The sequence below is a fragment of the Micromonospora echinofusca genome, from assembly GCF_017614955.1.
GTDB classification, from domain to species: domain Bacteria; phylum Actinomycetota; class Actinomycetes; order Mycobacteriales; family Micromonosporaceae; genus Micromonospora; species Micromonospora echinofusca_A.
Window position 1 is genome coordinate 1 of record NZ_WVUH01000029.1, and the last position, 18,198, is coordinate 18,198.

At 72.5% G+C, this 18,198-nt stretch carries 17 protein-coding genes; 8 read left to right on the forward strand and 9 right to left on the reverse strand.

All coding sequences use genetic code 11. From position 1 onward, the window contains the following. The 6 genes from GSF22_RS05930 to GSF22_RS05955 form a co-directional block, all read left to right on the forward strand. Positions 1-554, forward strand: a 554-nt coding sequence (locus tag GSF22_RS05930) for an SMP-30/gluconolactonase/LRE family protein (protein WP_208811728.1), incomplete at its 5' end; no start/stop codon positions are given. Further along, positions 547-1,596, forward strand: a complete 1,050-nt coding sequence (locus tag GSF22_RS05935) for a zinc-dependent alcohol dehydrogenase (RefSeq protein WP_208811729.1) — start codon at positions 547-549, stop codon at positions 1,594-1,596. The genes GSF22_RS05930 and GSF22_RS05935, both read left to right, overlap by 8 nt. After that, positions 1,596-2,690, forward strand: coding sequence for a zinc-binding dehydrogenase (locus GSF22_RS05940; protein WP_208811730.1), 1,095 nt, complete (start codon positions 1,596-1,598; stop codon positions 2,688-2,690). The genes GSF22_RS05935 and GSF22_RS05940 overlap by 1 nt, the downstream gene beginning before the upstream one ends. Before the next feature lie 13 nt (positions 2,691-2,703). Then, positions 2,704-3,702 (forward strand): alcohol dehydrogenase catalytic domain-containing protein, encoded by a 999-nt coding sequence (locus GSF22_RS05945; protein ID WP_208811731.1) that lies wholly within the window; start codon positions 2,704-2,706, stop codon positions 3,700-3,702. After that, positions 3,699-4,448, forward strand: coding sequence for an SDR family NAD(P)-dependent oxidoreductase (locus GSF22_RS05950; protein ID WP_208811732.1), 750 nt, complete (start codon positions 3,699-3,701; stop codon positions 4,446-4,448). Before GSF22_RS05945 ends, GSF22_RS05950 begins: the two co-directional genes overlap by 4 nt. Positions 4,449-4,491: 43 nt before the next feature. After that, a complete protein-coding gene (locus GSF22_RS05955; RefSeq protein WP_244366361.1) occupies positions 4,492-5,346 on the forward strand; it encodes a fumarylacetoacetate hydrolase family protein in 855 nt (284 codons plus the stop codon). Between the two features lie 84 nt (positions 5,347-5,430). On the opposite strand, the gene GSF22_RS05960 is transcribed toward GSF22_RS05955, so the two are convergent. The 5 genes from GSF22_RS05960 to GSF22_RS05980 form a co-directional block, all read right to left on the reverse strand. After that, complete coding sequence (locus GSF22_RS05960; protein ID WP_208811734.1) at positions 5,431-6,087, reverse strand: response regulator transcription factor; 657 nt, start codon at positions 6,085-6,087, stop codon at positions 5,431-5,433. Next, positions 6,084-7,253: a sensor histidine kinase gene (locus GSF22_RS05965; RefSeq protein WP_208811735.1), complete on the reverse strand. Its 1,170-nt coding sequence runs from the start codon at positions 7,251-7,253 to the stop codon at positions 6,084-6,086. The genes GSF22_RS05960 and GSF22_RS05965 overlap by 4 nt, the downstream gene beginning before the upstream one ends. After that, on the reverse strand, positions 7,238-8,332 hold the full coding sequence (locus GSF22_RS05970) for a DUF418 domain-containing protein (protein WP_208811736.1): 1,095 nt from the start codon (positions 8,330-8,332) through the stop codon (positions 7,238-7,240). Before GSF22_RS05970 ends, GSF22_RS05965 begins: the two co-directional genes overlap by 16 nt. A 141-nt stretch (positions 8,333-8,473) precedes the next feature. After that, the gene (locus GSF22_RS05975) at positions 8,474-8,935 is read right to left on the reverse strand and encodes an ester cyclase (RefSeq protein ID WP_208811737.1); all 462 of its coding nucleotides are present in this window, start codon (positions 8,933-8,935) and stop codon (positions 8,474-8,476) included. An 81-nt stretch (positions 8,936-9,016) separates the two neighbouring features. After that, complete coding sequence (locus GSF22_RS05980) at positions 9,017-10,117, reverse strand: hypothetical protein (RefSeq protein WP_208811738.1); 1,101 nt, start codon at positions 10,115-10,117, stop codon at positions 9,017-9,019. A 124-nt stretch (positions 10,118-10,241) separates the two neighbouring features. Here GSF22_RS05980 and GSF22_RS05985 point away from each other — a divergent pair, with 124 nt between their 5' ends. Beyond that, complete coding sequence (locus GSF22_RS05985; RefSeq protein ID WP_244366351.1) at positions 10,242-12,071, forward strand: S8 family peptidase; 1,830 nt, start codon at positions 10,242-10,244, stop codon at positions 12,069-12,071. A gap of 125 nt (positions 12,072-12,196) precedes the next feature. Here GSF22_RS05985 and GSF22_RS05990 read toward each other — a convergent pair whose 3' ends face one another. Then, positions 12,197-13,144, reverse strand: a complete 948-nt coding sequence (locus GSF22_RS05990) for a hypothetical protein (RefSeq protein WP_208811739.1) — start codon at positions 13,142-13,144, stop codon at positions 12,197-12,199. A 234-nt stretch (positions 13,145-13,378) separates the two neighbouring features. On the opposite strand from GSF22_RS05990, the gene GSF22_RS05995 reads away from it, so the two are divergent. Next, positions 13,379-14,083, forward strand: a complete 705-nt coding sequence (locus tag GSF22_RS05995) for a YsnF/AvaK domain-containing protein (protein ID WP_208811740.1) — start codon at positions 13,379-13,381, stop codon at positions 14,081-14,083. A gap of 122 nt (positions 14,084-14,205) precedes the next feature. On the opposite strand, the gene GSF22_RS06000 is transcribed toward GSF22_RS05995, so the two are convergent. From GSF22_RS06000 to GSF22_RS06010, 3 genes are read right to left on the reverse strand one after another with little or no spacing between them, the layout of a single operon-like run. Further along, entirely contained in the window at positions 14,206-16,335 is a 2,130-nt protein-coding gene (locus tag GSF22_RS06000) for an alpha-galactosidase (protein WP_208811741.1), read from the reverse strand. Next, positions 16,332-17,240 (reverse strand): carbohydrate ABC transporter permease, encoded by a 909-nt coding sequence (locus tag GSF22_RS06005; protein ID WP_208811742.1) that lies wholly within the window; start codon positions 17,238-17,240, stop codon positions 16,332-16,334. The genes GSF22_RS06000 and GSF22_RS06005 overlap by 4 nt, the downstream gene beginning before the upstream one ends. Beyond that, the gene (locus tag GSF22_RS06010; protein WP_208811743.1) at positions 17,237-18,193 is read right to left on the reverse strand and encodes a carbohydrate ABC transporter permease; all 957 of its coding nucleotides are present in this window, start codon (positions 18,191-18,193) and stop codon (positions 17,237-17,239) included. The genes GSF22_RS06005 and GSF22_RS06010 overlap by 4 nt, the downstream gene beginning before the upstream one ends. Positions 18,194-18,198: the final 5 nt, after the last annotated feature.

Sequence of the window (18,198 nt, forward strand, 5' to 3'; positions counted from 1 at the left end):
CCACCGTCGGCCCCGACGGCCGGCTCTGGGCCGGCACCGTGCACCGGACCCGACCCGGCACGGCCGCCCTCTGGTCCCTCGACACCACCGGACAGCTCACCCGCCACTGGACCGGCCTCACCCACGGCAACGGCATCGCGTTCAGCCCCACCGGCGACACGATGTACGTGGTCGACAGCGGGCCCGGCGTGCTGCTGTGCGCCCACGTCGACCCGGTCACCGGACCGGACCGGCCCCGGGTGCTCGCCCGCCTCGACCGTGCCGACGGCATCCCCGACGGCCTCTGCGTCGACGCCGACGGCGACCTGTGGCTGGCGGTCTGGGGTGCCGGCTGCCTGCTGCGGCTACGTCCCGACGGCACCCCGGTCGGCCGGGTCGACCTGCCCGAGCGCAACGTCACCTCCGGCGCCTTCGTCGGGCCCCTGCTGGCGGTCACCACGGCCGCCGACGACGTGGACCCCACCGGCCCCGGCGGGTCGGTCCACCTGCTCGACGTGGGCCGCCGGGGCCTGCCCGTCCACTCCTACCCCCTTCCGGAGGTCACCGGTGCGTGAGCTGTCCCAGGTCTGGATAACCGGACCGCACACCGTCGAGGTGCGCCGGGTCCCGCCGCCCGAACCCGCCCCGGGGGAGGTGCTGGTGTCCACCGCGTACGCCGGCATCTGCGGCTCCGACCTGCACACCCTGCACCGCGGGCACCCGTGGCTGCCGTACCCGATCCCACCCGGCCACGAGGCGTCCGGCGTGGTCGCCGCGACCGGCCCGGACGTCGACGGGTACGCCCCCGGCGACCGGGTCTACCTGCGCCCGGCGATCGCCTGCGAACAGTGCTTCTACTGCCGACGCGGACGGCAGAACCTCTGCGAACACCTCATCGGAGTGGGCTCCCACCGGCCCGGGGCGTTCGCCGACGCGTTCACCGTCCCGGTGGCCGCCCTCGCCCCGGTACCGGCCGGAGCCGACCTGGCCGCCGCCGCGATGATCGAACCCCTGGCCACCTCGGTGCACGCCGTCGGCCTGGCCGGCGGCTCCCTCGCCGGGGCCACGGTGGCCGTGCTCGGCGGCGGCACCATCGGCCTGTGCACCCTGCTCGCCGCCCGCGCGGCCGGCGCGGACGCGGTGGTGGTGACCGATCCGGTACCCGGCAAACGGGCCCTCGCCGTGGAACTCGGCGCGACAGCCGCACTGGACCCGGCTGCGGCGAGCCTGCCCGACGACGTCCGCGCCGCCCTCGCCGGTCGACCGGACCTGGTCCTCGACTGCGTCGCCAGCGCCGCCACCCTCGGCGTCGCCCTCGACCTCGCGGTACGCGGCGGCACGGTCGTCGTCGTCGGGGTCGGCCACGGCCCGCTCACCCTCGCCATCGAAACCCTCCAGGACCAGGAGGTACGCCTCGCCGGCTCGGCGATGTACCTGCCGGCCGACTTCACCACCGCCGAACGACTCGTCGCCACCGGCACCCCGGTCACCCGACTGGTCACCGCGGTCCACCCCCTGGCCGACGCGGCCGACGCCCTGCGCGCCGCCGCCACCGGAACCGAAATCAAGATCCACCTGGCCGGCCCGGCTGCCGACCCGTCCACCGGAGCACCCTGATGCGCGTCCCCACCCCGGTCTTCTTCGCCCCCGGCACACCGCACCGCGTCGTCGACCTCGACGTGGCCGAACCCCACGCCGGTGAGGTCCGGGTCCGGATGGCCGCCTCCGGCGTCTGCCACAGCTGCCTGTACGCCATGGACGGCCACCACGCCGGCATCCCCATCCCCATCGTGCTCGGCGACGAGGGCGCCGGGGTGGTCGAGTCGGTCGGCCCCGGCGTGACCTCCGTACGCCCCGGTGACCACGTCGTCGTCTCCTGGGCCCCCGGCTGCGCCACCTGCCGCACCTGCCGACAGGGCGCACCGGCCCTGTGCACCCGGCAGCCACCGCTGGGCCGGATGGCCGACGGGCACACCCGGTTCCGGCTCGACGGCGACGAGGTCTTCCACTACGGACCGGCCACCAACGCCCCGTTGACCGTGCTCAGCGAACGGTCCGTGGTCCCGGTCGACCCGACGATCCCCCTCGACCTGGCCGCGCTGATCGGCTGCGCCGTCGCCACCGGCGTCGGGGCGGTCCGCAGCACCGCCCGGGTCCGGCTCGGCGACCGGGTCGCCGTGGTCGGCTGCGGGGGCGTCGGGATCAGCGCCCTGCACGCCGCCGCCCTGGCCGGGGCGTACCCGGTGGTCGCGGTCGACGTGGTGCCCGACAAGTTCCCCGCCCTCCTGGCCATGGGCGCGACCCACTGCGTCGACGCCCGCCAACCCGACGCGGCGGCGCAGATCCGGGACCTGACCGGCGGTGGCACCGACCACACCTTCGTCACCACCAGCGCCGCCACCGCGTTCCCGCTCGCCATGGAGAGTCTCGCGTCCCGGGGCACCGCCGTACTGATCGCCGGCTACCCCGACCACACCACGCTGTCGTTCGACCCCGGCCACCTGCTCAACGGGGAACGCCGGATCATCGCCGCCAAGTACGGCTCGACCAATCCGCCGGTCGACTTTCCCGACCTGGTCGACCTCTACCTCGTCGGCCGGCTCCGCCTGGCCGACCTGGTCTCCGGGCGCTGGCCGGCCGACCGGATCGACGACGCGTACGACGCGCTCCGCTCCGGCCGGGCCACCCGTGGCCTGATCGTCTTCGACTGAAAGGGGAACACCCATGCGCGCGGTGGTGCTCGACGGCCCCGGTCAACTTGCGGCGGAACGGGTCGACGACCCGACGCCCACCCCGGACGGGGTGGTCGTCGCCGTCCGGGACTGCGGTATCTGCGGCACCGACCTGCATTTGGTCGACGGTGACCTGGGCACCGACCGGTTCCCGCTGGTGCCCGGCCACGAACCGTGGGGCGAGGTGGTGGCCGTCGGCCGCGACGTCACCGGGTACCCCGTCGGCACCCTGGTCGCCGTCGACCCGTCCCTGCACTGCGGACGGTGCGACCCGTGCCGACGCGGACACGGCAACATGTGCCTGGCCTGGGGAGCCGTCGGCGCCACCCGGCCCGGCGCGTGGGCCGAGTACACGGCCGTCCCGGCGGCCAACCTGTACCGCCTCGACGAGTCGTTCCCCCTCGCCGCCGCCCCGCTGGCCGAACCGGTCGCGTGCGCCGTGCGGGGGCTGCACCGGCTGGCCCCCCGCCCCGACGAACCGGCGGTCGTCTTCGGCGCGGGAACGATGGGCCTGATCCTGGCGATCCTGCTCGACGCGCGCGGCGTCGGGCCGGTGACCCTGGTCGACACCAACCCGGCCCGCCGCGAACTGGCCGCCCGACTGACCGGCGCCCGGGTCACCGACCCCGACGGGGTGGCCGGGCACCGGGTGCCCTGGGTGATCGAGGCCACCGGCAGTCCGTCCGCCTTCACCGCCGCACTGGACTGCGTCGCCCGCGCCGGCCACCTGCTCGTCTTCGGGGTGGCCGCGCCGGAGGCGACCGCCGGGGTGTCGCCGTACCGGATCTACGCCGACGAACTGACCATCCTCGGCTCGATGGCGATCCTGCGTAGCTTCCCGGCCGCCGTCGACACCCTCCGGCGGCACGCCGACCGGCTGGCACCCCTGGTCACCGACCGGTTCCCGCTGGCCGACGTGGCCGCCGCCCTCGCCCTGGTGCGCTCGGGCCGGACGGTGAAGACCCTGCTCACCCCGGGGCTCGGCGGATGAGCCGGCGGATCCTGGTGACCGGGGCCCGGCGCGGCATCGGCGCCGCCCTCGCGGTCGGACTACCCGATCCGGGGGACACCGTCGTGCTGCACCACCTCGGCGCACCGCACGAGACCCCGGAGATCGACGCGGTGGCCCGACGCTGCCGGGACGCCGGGATCGAACCGGTCGTGGTCACCGCCGACCTGGCCACCCCGGCCGGCGCGGTGGCCCTCGCGGACCGGGCCGGCCCGGTCGACGTCCTGGTCAACAACGCGGCCCGGGCGTCCAACGTGACCGTCGACGCGCTGACCGTACCGGAGTGGACCGACACGTTCGCGGTGAACGTCACCGCGCCGATGCTGCTCGCGCAGGCCCTCGCCCCCGGGATGCGCACCCGCGAGGGTGGCCGGATCATCAACGTCACCTCGGCCACCGTCCGGCTCGGCGGCCCGTCCGGCCCGGCGTACGTGGCCAGCAAGGCCGCCCTGGTCGGGTTGACCCGCGCGCTCGCCCGCGCGTACGGGCCGGACGGCACCACCGTGAACGCGATCTCGCCCGGCGCCATCCGCACCGAGAGCGAGGCGGAACTGGCCGCCGGGCGCAGCCCCGACGAGATCGACGCCGAGGTGTACCAACGGCAGGCGCTGCTCCGCCGGCTCACCCCCGGGGACCTGGTGGCCACCGCCCGCTGGCTGGCGTCACCGGGCGCCGCCGCGGTGACCGGCCAGGTGGTCGAGGTCGGCGGCGGACTGGTGTACCGGTGACCCCCACCGGCGATCCCACGCGAAGGAGACACAGGTGAAACTGATGCGGGTCGGACCGGCCGGCGCCGAACGGCCGGTACTGCTCGACCGGAACGGACACCACCACGATTTACGGCCGGTGACCGCCGACATCGACGGCGGGTTCCTCGCCGACGGGCTGCCCCGGGCGCGGGCCGCGCTCGCCGCCGGGGCACTGCCGCGCAGCTCCGTGGCCGGGCAGCGGATCGGACCGCCGGTCGCCCGCCCCGGCGCGGTGCTCTGCGTCGGCCAGAACTACGCCGCGCACGCCGCCGAGTCCGGGGCGGCGCCACCGGACACCCCGATCCTGTTCTACAAGGCCCCGAACACCGTGGTCGGACCGTACGACGACATCCTGCTGCCGCACCGGTCGACGCGTACCGACTGGGAGGTCGAACTCGGCGTGGTCATCGGCCGGCGGGCCCGCTACCTCCGCTCGCCCGACGTGGCCCTGGCCCACGTCGCCGGGTACGTGCTGAGCAACGACGTCTCCGAACGGGACTTCCAACTGGCCGAGTCGGGTGGACAGTGGTCCAAGGGCAAGTCCTGCGAGACGTTCAACCCGCTGGGACCGTGGCTGGTCACCCCGGACGAGATCGCCGACCCGCAACGGCTGGGCCTGCGCTCCTGGGTCAACGGGGAGGCCCGCCAGGACTCCCGCACCGCCGACATGATCTTCACGGTGGCGTTCCTGGTCTGGCACCTGAGCCAGTACACGGTCCTGGAGCCCGGCGACCTGATCAACACCGGTACCCCCGAAGGGGTGGCACTGTCCGGCCGGTTCCCGTACCTCGCCCCCGGCGACGTGGTGACCCTGGAGATCGACGGCCTCGGCCAGCAACGCTCCACCTGCCGACCGGCCGACCCGGACACCCGGTGACCGACTCCGCCGCCCGGATCGACGCGCGTCCGCACCTCCCGTCCGCTCCCGTCTTGACCGGAAGCGCCCTGCGGGCGGGACTGCTCAGCCACCCGTCACCAGCCTGTTCTCCCAGGCCCACGCGGCGATCTCGGTACGGTTGCGCAGCAGCAACTTGACCTGGACGTTGGCCACGTGCGCCTTCACCGTGCTCAACGAGATGAACAGCTCCTGCGCGATCTCCTGGTTGGTACGCCCCCGGGCGATGCACCGGACCAGTTCGATCTCCCGATCGGTCAGCGGTACGGCGGGCCGGCGCGGCGACGGCGGCGCGACCGGCCCGAACCGCTTCAGCAGCCGCATCGTGACCGACGGCGAGACCATCGCGCCACCGGCGTGCGCGGCCCGCACCGCCTCGGCGAGCAGGGCCGGCCCCGAGTCCTTCAGGATGAACCCGACCGCCCCCGCCCGCAGCGCGTCGTGCACGTACTCATCCAGGTCGAAGGTCGTGATGATCACCACCCGCAGGGGGTGGTGCGCGGTGGGACCGGCGAGCGCGCGGGTCACGGCGATGCCGTCCAACCGTGGCATCTGGATGTCGACCAGGCAGACGTCCGGGCGGAGTTCCCGGGCGAGAGCGATCGCCTCCGGGCCGTCCGCGGCCTCCGCCACCACCGTGATGTCCGGCTGGCTCTCCAACAGCAGCCGCAGACCCCGGCGGACGATCGCCTGGTCCTCGGCGACCAGTACCCGGATGGTCATGACACCACCGGCGTAGGGATGCGCACCTCGACGGTCCAGCCGTTGGGGGTACCCGGCCCGGCGCTCAGCTCCCCGCCGAGGCCGGTCGCCCGCTCCCGCATCCCGAGCAGACCGTGGCCGGGCCGCCCGCCGGACACACCGGGGTGCCCGTCGTCGACGACACGCAGCCGGACGGTGCGCCCGTCGTGGGCCAGCGTCACGGTGACGGTACGGGCGTCGCGCGCATGCCGGGCCACGTTGCTCAGCGCCTCCTGCACGATCCGGTAGATGCCGACGTGGACCTCCGGTGGCCAGCCGGCCGGCACGGGCCCGTCGGGCAGGTCGAGCCGCGCGCGGGCGCCGGGCAGCGGGAAACGGTCCACCAACTCGGCCAGGGCAGCCGACCCGGGCGTCACCACCGGCTCGTCGTCCCGCAGCAGCCGCACCACCTGCCGTAGGGAGGCCAGCGCCCCCGCCCCCGCAGTCTCGATCCCGGTCAGAGCCGCCCGGGTCGCGGCCGGGTCGGCGGCGCCGTCGAGCTGCGCCACCTGGGCCTGAATGATCAGACCGGTCAGGTGGTGGGCCGCGACGTCGTGCAGGTCACGGGCCAGAGCCAGCCGCTCGGCCCGCCGTACCCGGTCGATTGTCACCCGCCGACGCGAGTCACCGAACCGGCGCCACAGACCCACCGTGACCGCGACAAGCCATCCGACGACCATGACCAGCGTCGCCGTGCGCGCGTTCGGGATGTCCCGGGCCAGGTAGGTCGCGTACCGCTCGACGGTGCCGACGGCGACCACTCCCGAGCCGACGGCGACCGCGACGGCACCGGCCGGAGACAGGAACCGCACCGTGGAAGCGACCACCACCAGCAGCGCCAGACAGGCGATCGGCGCCGGCTGCCCCTGCTGGTCGGTCCGCCAGTCGATCAGCTCGGCAACCGCGCACAGCACGATCGCGGCGACCGCCGCCCGGGCCGGGTACCGGCGCCGCAGCAGCGCGGCCCCGCACACCGCCGCCGTGCACAGTACGAATGCCGCACCCACCGGCCAGGCCGGGTGACGGCTCGACACGACCGCCACCTCGAGGGTGAAACCGACGGTGAGCAGCACCGCGAACGCGGCGTCGACCAGCGTGCCCACGGTGACTGCCCGGCGCGGGCCGGCGAAGGTCATGGCGTATCCCATCCTCGCTCCGGAGCGGCACCGGGTCGTCGCGCACGTCGCAACGGCGGTCGCTGCCACCAGGTCACCCAACGCCACAACCATTCGACCGGCCCCTGCCGGCAGCGGCGCAGCCAGAGTACCGACCACCACCACTGCACCAGCAGGATCACGGCGGCCACCGCGACCACCCCACCGACCGGCCAACGATCCGAACCACCGACCAGCTCGGCGATCACCAGCACCAGCACCGTCGCGGTCAGGTAGTTCGTCAACGCCATCCGTCCCAGCGGCCGGAAGGCAGCGGTCAACAGTCCCGCCACGCGGGTCCTGAGCAGCAGCACCATCGCGCACACGTAGACGCCGGCGGTCAGCAGACCGGCCGCCGGATAGGCGATCCTCGACACCGCGCCATCCGGATCGGACACCCCGGCCCGCACCTGGACCACCGTCGCGGGCACCGCCGCGAGCGCGAAGACCAACCCCAACACCGCGACGGTACGCGGAGCCGACTCGACCCGCGCGACCACCCCGTACCGGGTCAGTGCCGAACCGAGCAGGAACAGACCGGGCACCAGTGAGTACCAGCCCCCGAACACGGTCACCGACAACACGACGAGCACGCCGGCGGCGACCGCCACGACGCGCCGCGGCAACCACGTGGCGGGCAGCAGCACCACCAGGCCGAGCGTCGCGTAGACGGCGAGAACGTCACCCCTCCACAGCGCCAGGGCGTGGAACAGGCCCATGGCCAGCAGCGCCAGCAGTCGACGCAGCAGCACCACCCGGGGGCGTCGGGACCGCCCGTGCGCCGACTCGGTCAGCAGGGCGAAGCCGACCCCGAACAACAACGAGAAGATCGGGAAGAACCGCTGGTCGACCAGCAGATGCAGCACCGTCGCCGCCGTCGTCTCCGGTAGCGGCCCGGCATCGGGCGTGTCGCCCTGGTGGGCGATCGGCTTCACGTTCGCCAGCAGGATGCCGCAGAGCGCGAAGCCCCGGAGCACGTCGAGCGCGACGACACGCTCCCGTACCGGGGCCACCGCAGGCCGGGGCGGGTCGGCGACGACGACGTCGGTGTTTTCTGAACCGTGCCATGACATGCCCACAGCCTGCGTGAACGGCAGCCCCGGCTCCTCGGCCACAAGTCCACCCCGACGCCCGAGCCGTCGTACTTTCGGCCATTTCCGTGACCGTCACGGACCCGACCGATCCGCCGGGACCCGGTGCCGACCTGGGCCCGATCAGCGGCCGGACACCGTTCTGCCGTCGTCGCCCGGCACGGCCTGTCCGGTGCCGAGCTGCGCCCGTAGCCCCCACCGGTCGATCTGGATCCAGTACTCCGCGATCCGGCCGTCGGCGACCCGGTACACGCAGCTGGTCACCTGGGTCACCGGCCGGCGGGTGGGCGCGATGCCGTCGACGGTCCCGACGTGCCGGCCGTGCTGGGTCCACCGCGCGTACACCCGGTCGCCGGAGCCGAACAACTCGTCGACCTCCACCCGGAACGGCCCGTAGGCGACGAGCATCTCCTCGACATGTTCGGCGTACTCCTGTGGGGTCCGCGTGATCGTCGTCGGATTCTCGGCCTGCACCTGGTGGGCGGTGATCGTGGGCGCCATCAGTCGGGCAGCCCGGTCCGGCTCGACTCCCGAGCGGACCACGTCCAGGAACTCGCGGACCACCGCGACGGGATCAGCTGTCATGCCCCGATCCTGGTACACCGGATTCGCCCTACCCGGCGGGGCGTGCGCTCTGTGGGTGCTGTCACCCGCCGGTGGGGAGCTTCAGACGGGGCGGTCCGGAAGGACGAGCACCTTGCTGGTCAGATCCCCGAGGAACGCATCGTTGTCCAGGTCGAAGGCGAGGTCCTCGTCACCGCCGTGCGACATACCCCCGAGCCGGTTGACTTCGAAATACCACGCGGACAGCCCGGCCCGGATGCCGTTCGGGGACATCACGCTCCCGCCGAGATGCTCGTCGTGGAACCGGTCGAACCGGTCCGGGACGTCGACGTAGGAACCGGTGCGCTGCCAGGATTCCTGCGGTGGCACGCCGGCGTTCGGATCCGGGTAGCGGGGATACAGCCACAACTCGCCGAACACCCCGTACCTCTGCATCGTCCGGGTGATGTCGTGTTCGCCGTCGGCCAGAGCCGGTGCGGCATCGGGACGCGGCACGCGCGGGCCGTCGAACTCGGCTGCGGTGAGCCAGACCATGGCGAAGAGGTTGTCGACGCCGTCGTCGGCCAGGCAGAGCTGCGGATGCCGCACCGACTGCGCCAGTTGTCCCCGGAACGGGTGGGCGCCGCCGGACGGGTCGGCAGGCCCGCCGCCGGCTGCCAGGCAGGGCAGCGGATCCTGGAAGTACAGGTCGTCGTTCCACTGGAAGACGGACACGGCGACGAGATCGCGGCCCCGGCGCCGGTACGCCTCGGGCAGCCACAGCGTGAAACAGTGCATCATCGGCTGCCCGGTGCGGGGGGAGCGCGGCCAGGTCCGCTTGTCGATGCCCGGTCCGTCGGGGCCCGCCCACCCGGCGGGAAGGGGCTGCAGACCGTGGTCGTCGGGCTCCGGTTCACTGCCGGCCCAGATGTCGAAGGCCTGTACGGGTGCAGCCCCGCCGCGCTCGTCGGTGGCGGTCTGCGGTGGCTGAACGCCGGGCGGTGGTGGTACGGGAGCGGACATCGGCGCCAATCCGTGAGCGTGAGCGGAATCTGGATCGTGAAGTGTAGGCGCCCGGCCTGCCGGCAGGTGACCCTGTGGCGTCGCGGACGGGACGGGTCCGGCGCGCCCGACGCGAATCAATGACCAACTGCAATTAACCGGGTCGGTAAACTGTTGAAAACAGCGGCGGATTCCGTCGTCGAAACCGGAGAACTCTTTCAACAGGTATTGTCTCCTGTCACTGTGCCTCATACAGTCGTCCGTGGTCGCGCGACCCTCACCACCCCCTTTTCCGGCCGCCGGTTCACACCAGACGCCGGAACACCGCAGAGGGAGAACCGCAGACATGACCAAGGTTCACTCACGCTGGGTCCGCAGGCTTGCCGGCGTCGGCAGCACCGCACTGATGGTCCTGGCCATCAGCGCCACGGCCGGTGCCGCCCCGGCCGAGAGCACCATCCGCGGCGACCGCAACCCGAACGCCATCAAGGACAGCTACATCGTCGTCTTCAAGGACACCGCAGCCGGGACGGCGCGCGCCGTGGACACACTGACCAACCGGCTGGTCACCAGGCACCGGGCCAGGGTGGACCACACCTACCGGCATGTGCTGCGCGGTTTCGCGGGCACCTTCGACGCGCGTACCGCCCGCCGGATCGCCGCCGAACCGGAGGTGGCGTACGTGGAACAGAACGGCACTGTCCATGCCGTCGGCACGCAGAACAACCCGCCGTCCTGGGGCCTCAACCGTATCGACCAGCGGAACCTCCCGCTGGACACCACCTACACCTATCCGAACACCGCCGCCGGTGTCACCGCGTACATCATCGACACCGGCATCCGGACCACGCACAGTGACTTCGGTGGGCGGGCGGTCTGGGGCACCAACACCGTCGACACCAACAGCACCGACTGCAACGGCCACGGTACCCATGTCGCGGGCACCGTCGGTGGCAACGCCTACGGCGTGGCCAAAGGCGTACGGCTGGTCGCGGTGAAGGTGCTCGACTGCGCCGGTTCCGGCTCGTTCGCCGCCGTGGCCGCCGGCGTCGACTGGGTCACCGGCAACCACACCTCCGGCCCGGCGGTGGCGAACATGAGCCTGGGCGGGTCCGGTAGCAACACCACCCTGGAGAGCGCGGTCCGCAGCTCGATCGCCGACGGCGTGGTCTATGCGATCGCCGCCGGCAACTCCAGCTCCGACGCCTGCAACTTCACCCCGGCCCGGGTCGCCGAGGCGATCACGGTGAACGCCTCCACCTCCGGTGACGCCCGCGCGTCGTTCTCCAACTACGGGACCTGCACCGACATCTACGCCCCCGGCGCCGGCATCACCTCGGCGTGGAGCAGCAGCGACACCGCCACCAACACGATCAGCGGCACCTCGATGGCGGCCCCGCACGTCGCCGGTGGCGCCGCGCTGATCCTGGGCGGCGCTCCGGGTCTGACCCCGGCCCAGGTGGCCAGCACGATGTTCGGCAACGCCACCCCCAACAAGATCACCGACGCGGGCAGCGGCTCGCCGAACCGGCTGCTGTACGTCAACACCGGCGGCGGCACGCCCGGCGGCCCGTCGGTGAACAACCCGGGCAACCAGAGCGGGCGGAAGAACGTCGCGGTCAGCCTCCAGATGACCGCCTCCGGTGGTACCACGCCGTACACCTGGTCGGCCACCGGCCTGCCCGCCGGCCTGTCGATCAACTCCTCGACCGGCCTGATCACCGGCACCCCGAGCACCGCCGCCAACTACAGCGTGACCGTGACCGCCAGCGACAGCGGCAGCAGGACCGGAAGCACCTCGTTCAGCTGGACGATCACCGAGAACCTCGACGGCACCTGGGCCTGCTCGGTACCGGCCGGCTACACCTGGGACCGGGTCACCAACGACCTCAACCGGTGCAACCCGAGCGGCTGGGCGTACACCTACCACCTGCGGGCGCCGGCCGACAACATCACGGTCTGTTCGGTGCCCTCGGGGTACACCTGGGACCGGGTCACCAACGACCTGAGCGTGTGCAGTCCCAGCAACTTCGCCTACAGCTACCACCTGCGGGTGCCGGCCGTCGGGCTGTGGGCCTGCTCGGTACCGTCGGGTTGGAGCTACAGCCAGACCATGAACCAGCTCAGCGTGTGCAGCCCCAGCAACTTCGCCAACAGCTACCGGCTGAGCCAGTAGTGGCGCGATAGTCGGCTTCCGGGGTGCGGCCCGACCCGGTCGGGCCGCACCCGACGAGCCCGAACGCACATCCACGCACGCTGGTGAACCAGGTGATTCCTGCGGGGACCATTCCGCTGACATGCTCAGCTCTGCTGGTACGACACGGCGGCGAGGCCGCATGCCGCATGGAGGTGGAGGTAGTACGCACCCTCGCCGTACTCGTCGAGGTCCGCACCGCCGACGAGCCCGAGGTAGTCCATCGGCTGACCGCAGGTGGCACAGGCGGCGTGTTCGGCGTCCTGGATCCACTGCGGGTGCCCACCGAGCGTGGAGCCGCCCCGGTCCCATGCGCTGGCCTGGTACGGGGTGGCGCGTGGTCCACCGACGGTCGCCGTCAGGGGCGGTGGCTCCTCGGTCGAGGTCTGCAGGTAGGGCGGCGGGGCGTTGTCCGCTGCCCAGGTCGAGCCGCCGTCCGGCGTCACCTGGCAATACAGAGTCGTGTAGCAGGCGCACAGGTGGCAGGTGGTGATCCGGAGCCGCCCGCGCCAGCCGGCATGGGCGAGCACGTCGGCGACCGCAGGCTCGTCGGTGGTGAGGTCGACGACCGTCCACAGCGGCGAGTCGCACCAGGGACACGTCGTGCCGTCCGACGCGCGCGGCGCGGAGGTCATCACGAGCCGGTGTGCGACGGGTGCGCAGAGTTCACGGTGGGTGCCGTCGGGCAGCAGAGCCCAACCGCCCTGCTCCGCGTACCGCAGCGGGCCGACATGCAGCCGCTCCATGCCGGGCGCACGCGTCTGCTCCCACCGTCGGAACGCGGCCTCGGCGAGGGGACCCCGGGTGTGCGCCAGGATGAGGAGCAGGTGGTTGAGGCGCCGCACCGGCTGCCCACGGTCGACCTGGTCGACGACGCGGCGCACCACGTTGTCACCGGCGGCCCGGTAGAGCGACGCTGGCCAGAGCAGGTCCAGGTCCAGCATCTGGTGCAGGTGACCGGTCAGCGCGTCCGGTTGCGCGGCGACGGTCTCCTCGAGCCGGCCCAACGCGTCGTCGTCACCGGATGCCGCTGCCCGGACCAGGTCCTGGATCATGCGCAGGATCGTAGCCGCGCCCACCGACAGCAGGCCGGCACCGTGGTCGACCATCAGCGCGGCCGAAGGCCCGAACCGGACGGTGCGCGATGTTCGTCGCAGGGCAGCACACGGGTGCGCTTCCGTCGGCCGGCAGACCGCCCGCCCGGCCCGGCCGGCGTAGGTGCCCGGGGCGACGCATGGCCGGGGATCCGTCGGGTACGCAGGGGCCGTCACGCGAGAGGAGGACGACCCGTGCAACTCACTGAACAGCAGGTACGTTCGCTGTACGGCCAGGACGTCCAGGACCAGTCGGGTGCCAGCATCGGCAAGGTCCGCCAGGTGTGGGCCACTGCCGGCTACCCCGCCTGGGTCAGCGTGCAGACCGGCGGTGCTCGTGAGCCCATGGCTCCGCTCGGCAACGCGCAGATGCAGAAGGGGAAGCTGAAGGTCGCCTACGACAAGGCGATCGTCCAGAGCGCCCCGAGCGTGGAGCCGGGCAACGACACACCCCTGAGCGGCGACCAGACCGCCCAGTTGTTCGCGCACTACCGCCTTCAGGAGCAGCAGACGCCGCGGGCCCGCGACGAGCTGATCCGCTTCGAGGAGCGGCTGCGGGTGGGCACCGAGAGCCAGCCTGCGGGCAAGGCGGTCCTGCGCAAGAACGTGGTCACCGAGAACGTGCACACGACCGTGCCGGTCGAGCACGACGAGGTGTACGTCGAGCGCGAGCCGATCACCGCTGCGGACGCGGCCAGCGTCCGGGCCGGAGGGATGGGCGAGGCGCAGCAGGAGATGCCGTTGCGCGCCGAGCGGCCCGTGGTGAGCAAGGAACAGGTGCCGGTCGAGCGGGTGCACCTGGCCAAGAACGAGGTGGTCGAGGACCAGCCGATCGACGAGCAGGTCCGCCACGAGGAGATCGAGGCGAACATCCCGGAGCCCAGCCGCCGTCGGCGGTGACGGGTAGGGCGTCCCCGGGCGACCGGGGCCGTGGGTGGGCGGGTCACGTACCCGCCCACCCCGCTGTGTGCCGAGGCAGCGCAACAGTCCCCGCCGTCCCCGAGGCGGCGGGTGACCGCCGGTCAGTCGGCCGCGGTGAGCTCCAGTAGCAGCGCCTGCTCGGGGTGCAGCGCCGGCATCTGCAACCCGACCGAGGCGAGCACCGCCCCGGAGAGGACCGTCTCCTGGTCACGCCACCAGCCCGGATCGGTCTTCTGGAGGGTGGCCGGCCCGGGTACGTCCGCCGGTGGGCGTACCCGGTACCGCCGGCGGCGGTCCAGGCCGGTGAGGCGTACCGGGCCGGGCACCTGGGCGACCGAGGCGGCCAGCCGGGTCACCGCGTACACCGCGTGGGAACCGTCGTGGGCGACCACGCCGTGCACCCAGACGGCCGGGTCCGGGTGGTCGACCCGGACCACCCGCCCGGAGTGCAGCAGCGGCCGGAGCCGCTTGTGCAGGGCGACCCAGGCGGCCAGTTCCCGACGCCGGGTGGCGTCGACCGTACTGATGTCCCATTCGATGCCGTGGTGGCCGAAGAGCGCGGTCGTCGCCCGGAAGCCCAGTTCGTGGACCCGGTGGGTGGTGTGTGACCGGTCCGGACCGATGTGGGTGCCGACGAGTTCGGGCGGCAGCAGCAGCCCGGTCCAGCGCTGGATCGCCAGCCGTTCGAGGGCGTCGTTGCAGTCGCTGGCCCAGACCCGGTCGGTGCGGCGCAGGATCTCCAGGTCGACCCGGCCGCCCCCGGAGGCGCAGCTCTCGATCTCCACCTGCGGGTGGCGGGAGCGCAGTTCGTCGAGGAGCCGGTAGACCGCGCGGGTCTGGCCGTGCACGCCCGGCCGGCCGGCGTGCGCGGCCTCCGTGAGGTCCCGGTTGTGGTCCCACTTGAGGTAGCTGATGCCCGGGTACCCGGTGAGCAGCGCGTCGAGCCGGTCGCGCAGGTACGCGTACACCGGCGGGTGGGCGACGTCGAGGACCTGCTGGTGCCGCCAGCCGGGCGGCAGCCGGCCGGGTACGGCGAGCACCCAGTCGGGGTGGGCGCGGAACAGGTCCGAGTCGGGGTTGACCATCTCCGGCTCGACCCACAGCCCGAACCGCAGGCCCAGCCCGGTGACGTGGTCGACGAGCGGGTGCAGTCCGTCCGGCCAGACCTGCCCGTCGACGTACCAGTCGCCGAGGCCGGCCCGGTCGTGCCGCCGGCCCCGGAACCAGCCGTCGTCCAGGACGAACCGTTCGACGCCGACCTCGGCGGCCCGGTCGGCCAGGTCGCGGAGCCGGTCCAGGGCGTGGTCGAAGTAGACCGCCTCCCACACGTTGAGGGTGACCGGTCGGGGCGTGCGGGGATGGTTCGGTCGGGCGCGCAGGTGCCGGTGCAGGGTGTCGCTGAGCCCGTCCAGACCGGCGTCGGACCAGGCGGCGTAGAGCAGCGGGGTGGCGTACTCGGTGCCGGGGGCGAGCACGACCTCGCCGGGAGCGAGCAGCTCACCGCCGCCGAGTACCGACTCGCCGGTGGGTCGACGTTCGGCGAAGGTGACGTGGTCCCCGCTCCACGCGGTGTGCACCGCCCACACCTCGCCGTGCCCGAAGCCGAAGCCGGGTGTGCCGGCCACCAGCAGCAGGGTGGCGTCGTGGCCGGTCCGGCCGTGCCGGCCCTCGCGTACCCAGGTGCCCAGCTGCCACGGGTGCCGCTGCGGGGACCGTTCCCGGCACCACCGGCCGGTCAGGTCGAGCAGTTCGGTGGCGGCCGGGGGTACCGGCAGCACCGGTGTCAGGTCCCGCAGCTCGTACCCGCTGGTGCCGTCGTTGCGCAGCCGGTGCCGGACGGTCAGCACGCCGTGCGGGTCGAGTTCCAGCTCGACGGTGAGGGTGAGCGCGGCGACGGTGTCGGTGGCCCGTACGGTCACCCGACCCGCGTCCGCGTCGAGGTCGAGGTCGTCGAGGCGGAACGCGGTGGCCCAGGCCGCGCCGTTGCGGTGCCCGGCCAGCGCCGGTCGGCCGCTCCAGCCCTCGCCGGGCTGGGGCAGGAGCGACAGCACCGTGGGCGCGTCGAAGCTGCTGGGTACGACCGGGGCGACGGTGGCCCCGACGACGGTGGACAGTTCGTCGGCGTGCAGTGGTCCCAGGTCGGCGCCCCAGTGCACGATCCGGGGGAGGCCGGGGCCGCGCCCGTCGAGGAGCAGGCTGACCGGCGTGCGGCGCAGGTGGACGATGGTCATCCTTTGGAGGCTCCCAGGGTCAGGCCCCGGACGAACTGCCGCTGCAGGAGGAAGAAGATCACCAGGGTCGGAATCGCGACCAGCACGGAGCCGGCCGAGACCAGGTTGTTGTCGGTGAAGAACTCACCGCGCAGGTTGTTCAGGGAACTGGTGACGGGGAACTTGTCGCCGGTGCGCATGAGGACGGTGGCCCAGAAGAACTCGTTGTAGATCCAGGTCACCTCCAGCGTCGCCAGGGCGGCCAGCGCGGGTCGGCACAGCGGCATGGTCACCTGCCAGTACTGCCGCCAGATGCTCGCCCCGTCGACCATCGCCGCCTCGTACAGGTCACGGGGGAGGGCCTTCATGTAGTTGCTCAGCACGAAGACACAGAAGCCGCACTGGAAGGCGACGTTGACCAGGATCAGCCCCCAGTAGCTGTCGTACAGCAGCTCCGAGTCGCTCATGAACGCGGGCAGCGGCACCTGTGTGAAGAGGCGGAACAGCGGGATGAGCAGGGCCTGCTGGGGCAACAGGTTCGCGGCGGTGAACAGGCCGAGCAGGACCAGGTTGGCCTTCCAGCTGAACCGGGCGATGACGAAGGCGACGCAGGAGGCGAGGAGGAGGGTCAGCAGTACGGCCGGCACGGTGATGTACACGGAGTTGAGGAGGTGCCGACCGAACTCGGCGGTCCGCCAGGCGGTGAGGTAGTTGTCGAGGGTCCAGCCGCCGAGTGAGACGTAGCCGTGGACGGCGGTGTACTCGTACGAGCGCAGGGAGGTGAGCACCGCCCACAGGATCGGGAAGAGCCAGCCGATCGCCACCGCCGCGAGGAAGACGTGCAGCACCACCCGGGCCGGGCGCAGCGGACGGCGGGCTCGTAGCGGGGCCGGTGGTGCGTGGCCGGTGCGGGTCGCCGTGGTCATCTGCGGTCCTCCCGCATGACGGTGGTGAGGTAGACGGTGATGAAGACCAGCGACACGACGAGCATGCTGGTGGCCAGGGCCGAGCCGAAGCCGATCCGGCTGGCCTCGCCGACCACGTTCGCCGTCACCAGTGCGGAGAGCAGCTCCAGGCCGTTGCGGCCCTTGTTGATGACCCAGACCAGGTCGAACGCGCGCAGCGACTCGATCACGGTCACCACCAGCACGATGATGTTGATCGGGCGCAGCACCGGGAAGACCACCTTGAAGAAGGTGTTGACCTCGGAGGCCCCGTCGACCGCGGCGGCCTCCCGCAGCGACGGGTCCACGCCCTTGAGGCCGGCGAGGTAGAGCAGCATGACGTAGCCGACGTGCCGCCAGCCCGCCGCCACGAGGACCGCCCAGATGTTGACGTCGGGGTCGCCGTACCAGTCGACGTCGGTGCCGAACACACCGTTGAGCAGCCCCTGGTCGCGGGAGTAGATGAGCTGCCAGACGAAGCCGATCAGTGCGAGGGAGAGCACGACGGGCAGGTACAGGGCGGTCTGGTAGAACCGGGTGCCGCGTAGCTCCTTGTCCAGCAGGACGGCCAGGAACATCCCGAACGGGGTGGCCACCACGAACAGCGCGGCCAGCCAGAGCAGGTTGTTCTGCACGGCCGGGACGAAGGGTGGGTAGTTGCCGACCACGTCGGCGTAGTTGCGGGCGCCGACCCACTCGATGTCGCCGACCGGGCCGATGCCGTCCCAGTCGGTGGCCGACAGCCCGACCGTGGCCAGTGCCGGCAGCCAGACGAGACCGACGACCAGCAGCAGCGGTACGAGCACCATCAGCGCGATGACCACGCGGTCGGTACGGGACAGCACCCGCAGCCGGCGGCGGCGACCACCCGTCGTGGTGGTCGTCACCGCCGACGGTACGGCGTGGTCCTGCGGGACCTGGGACTGGTCGGACACGGTGT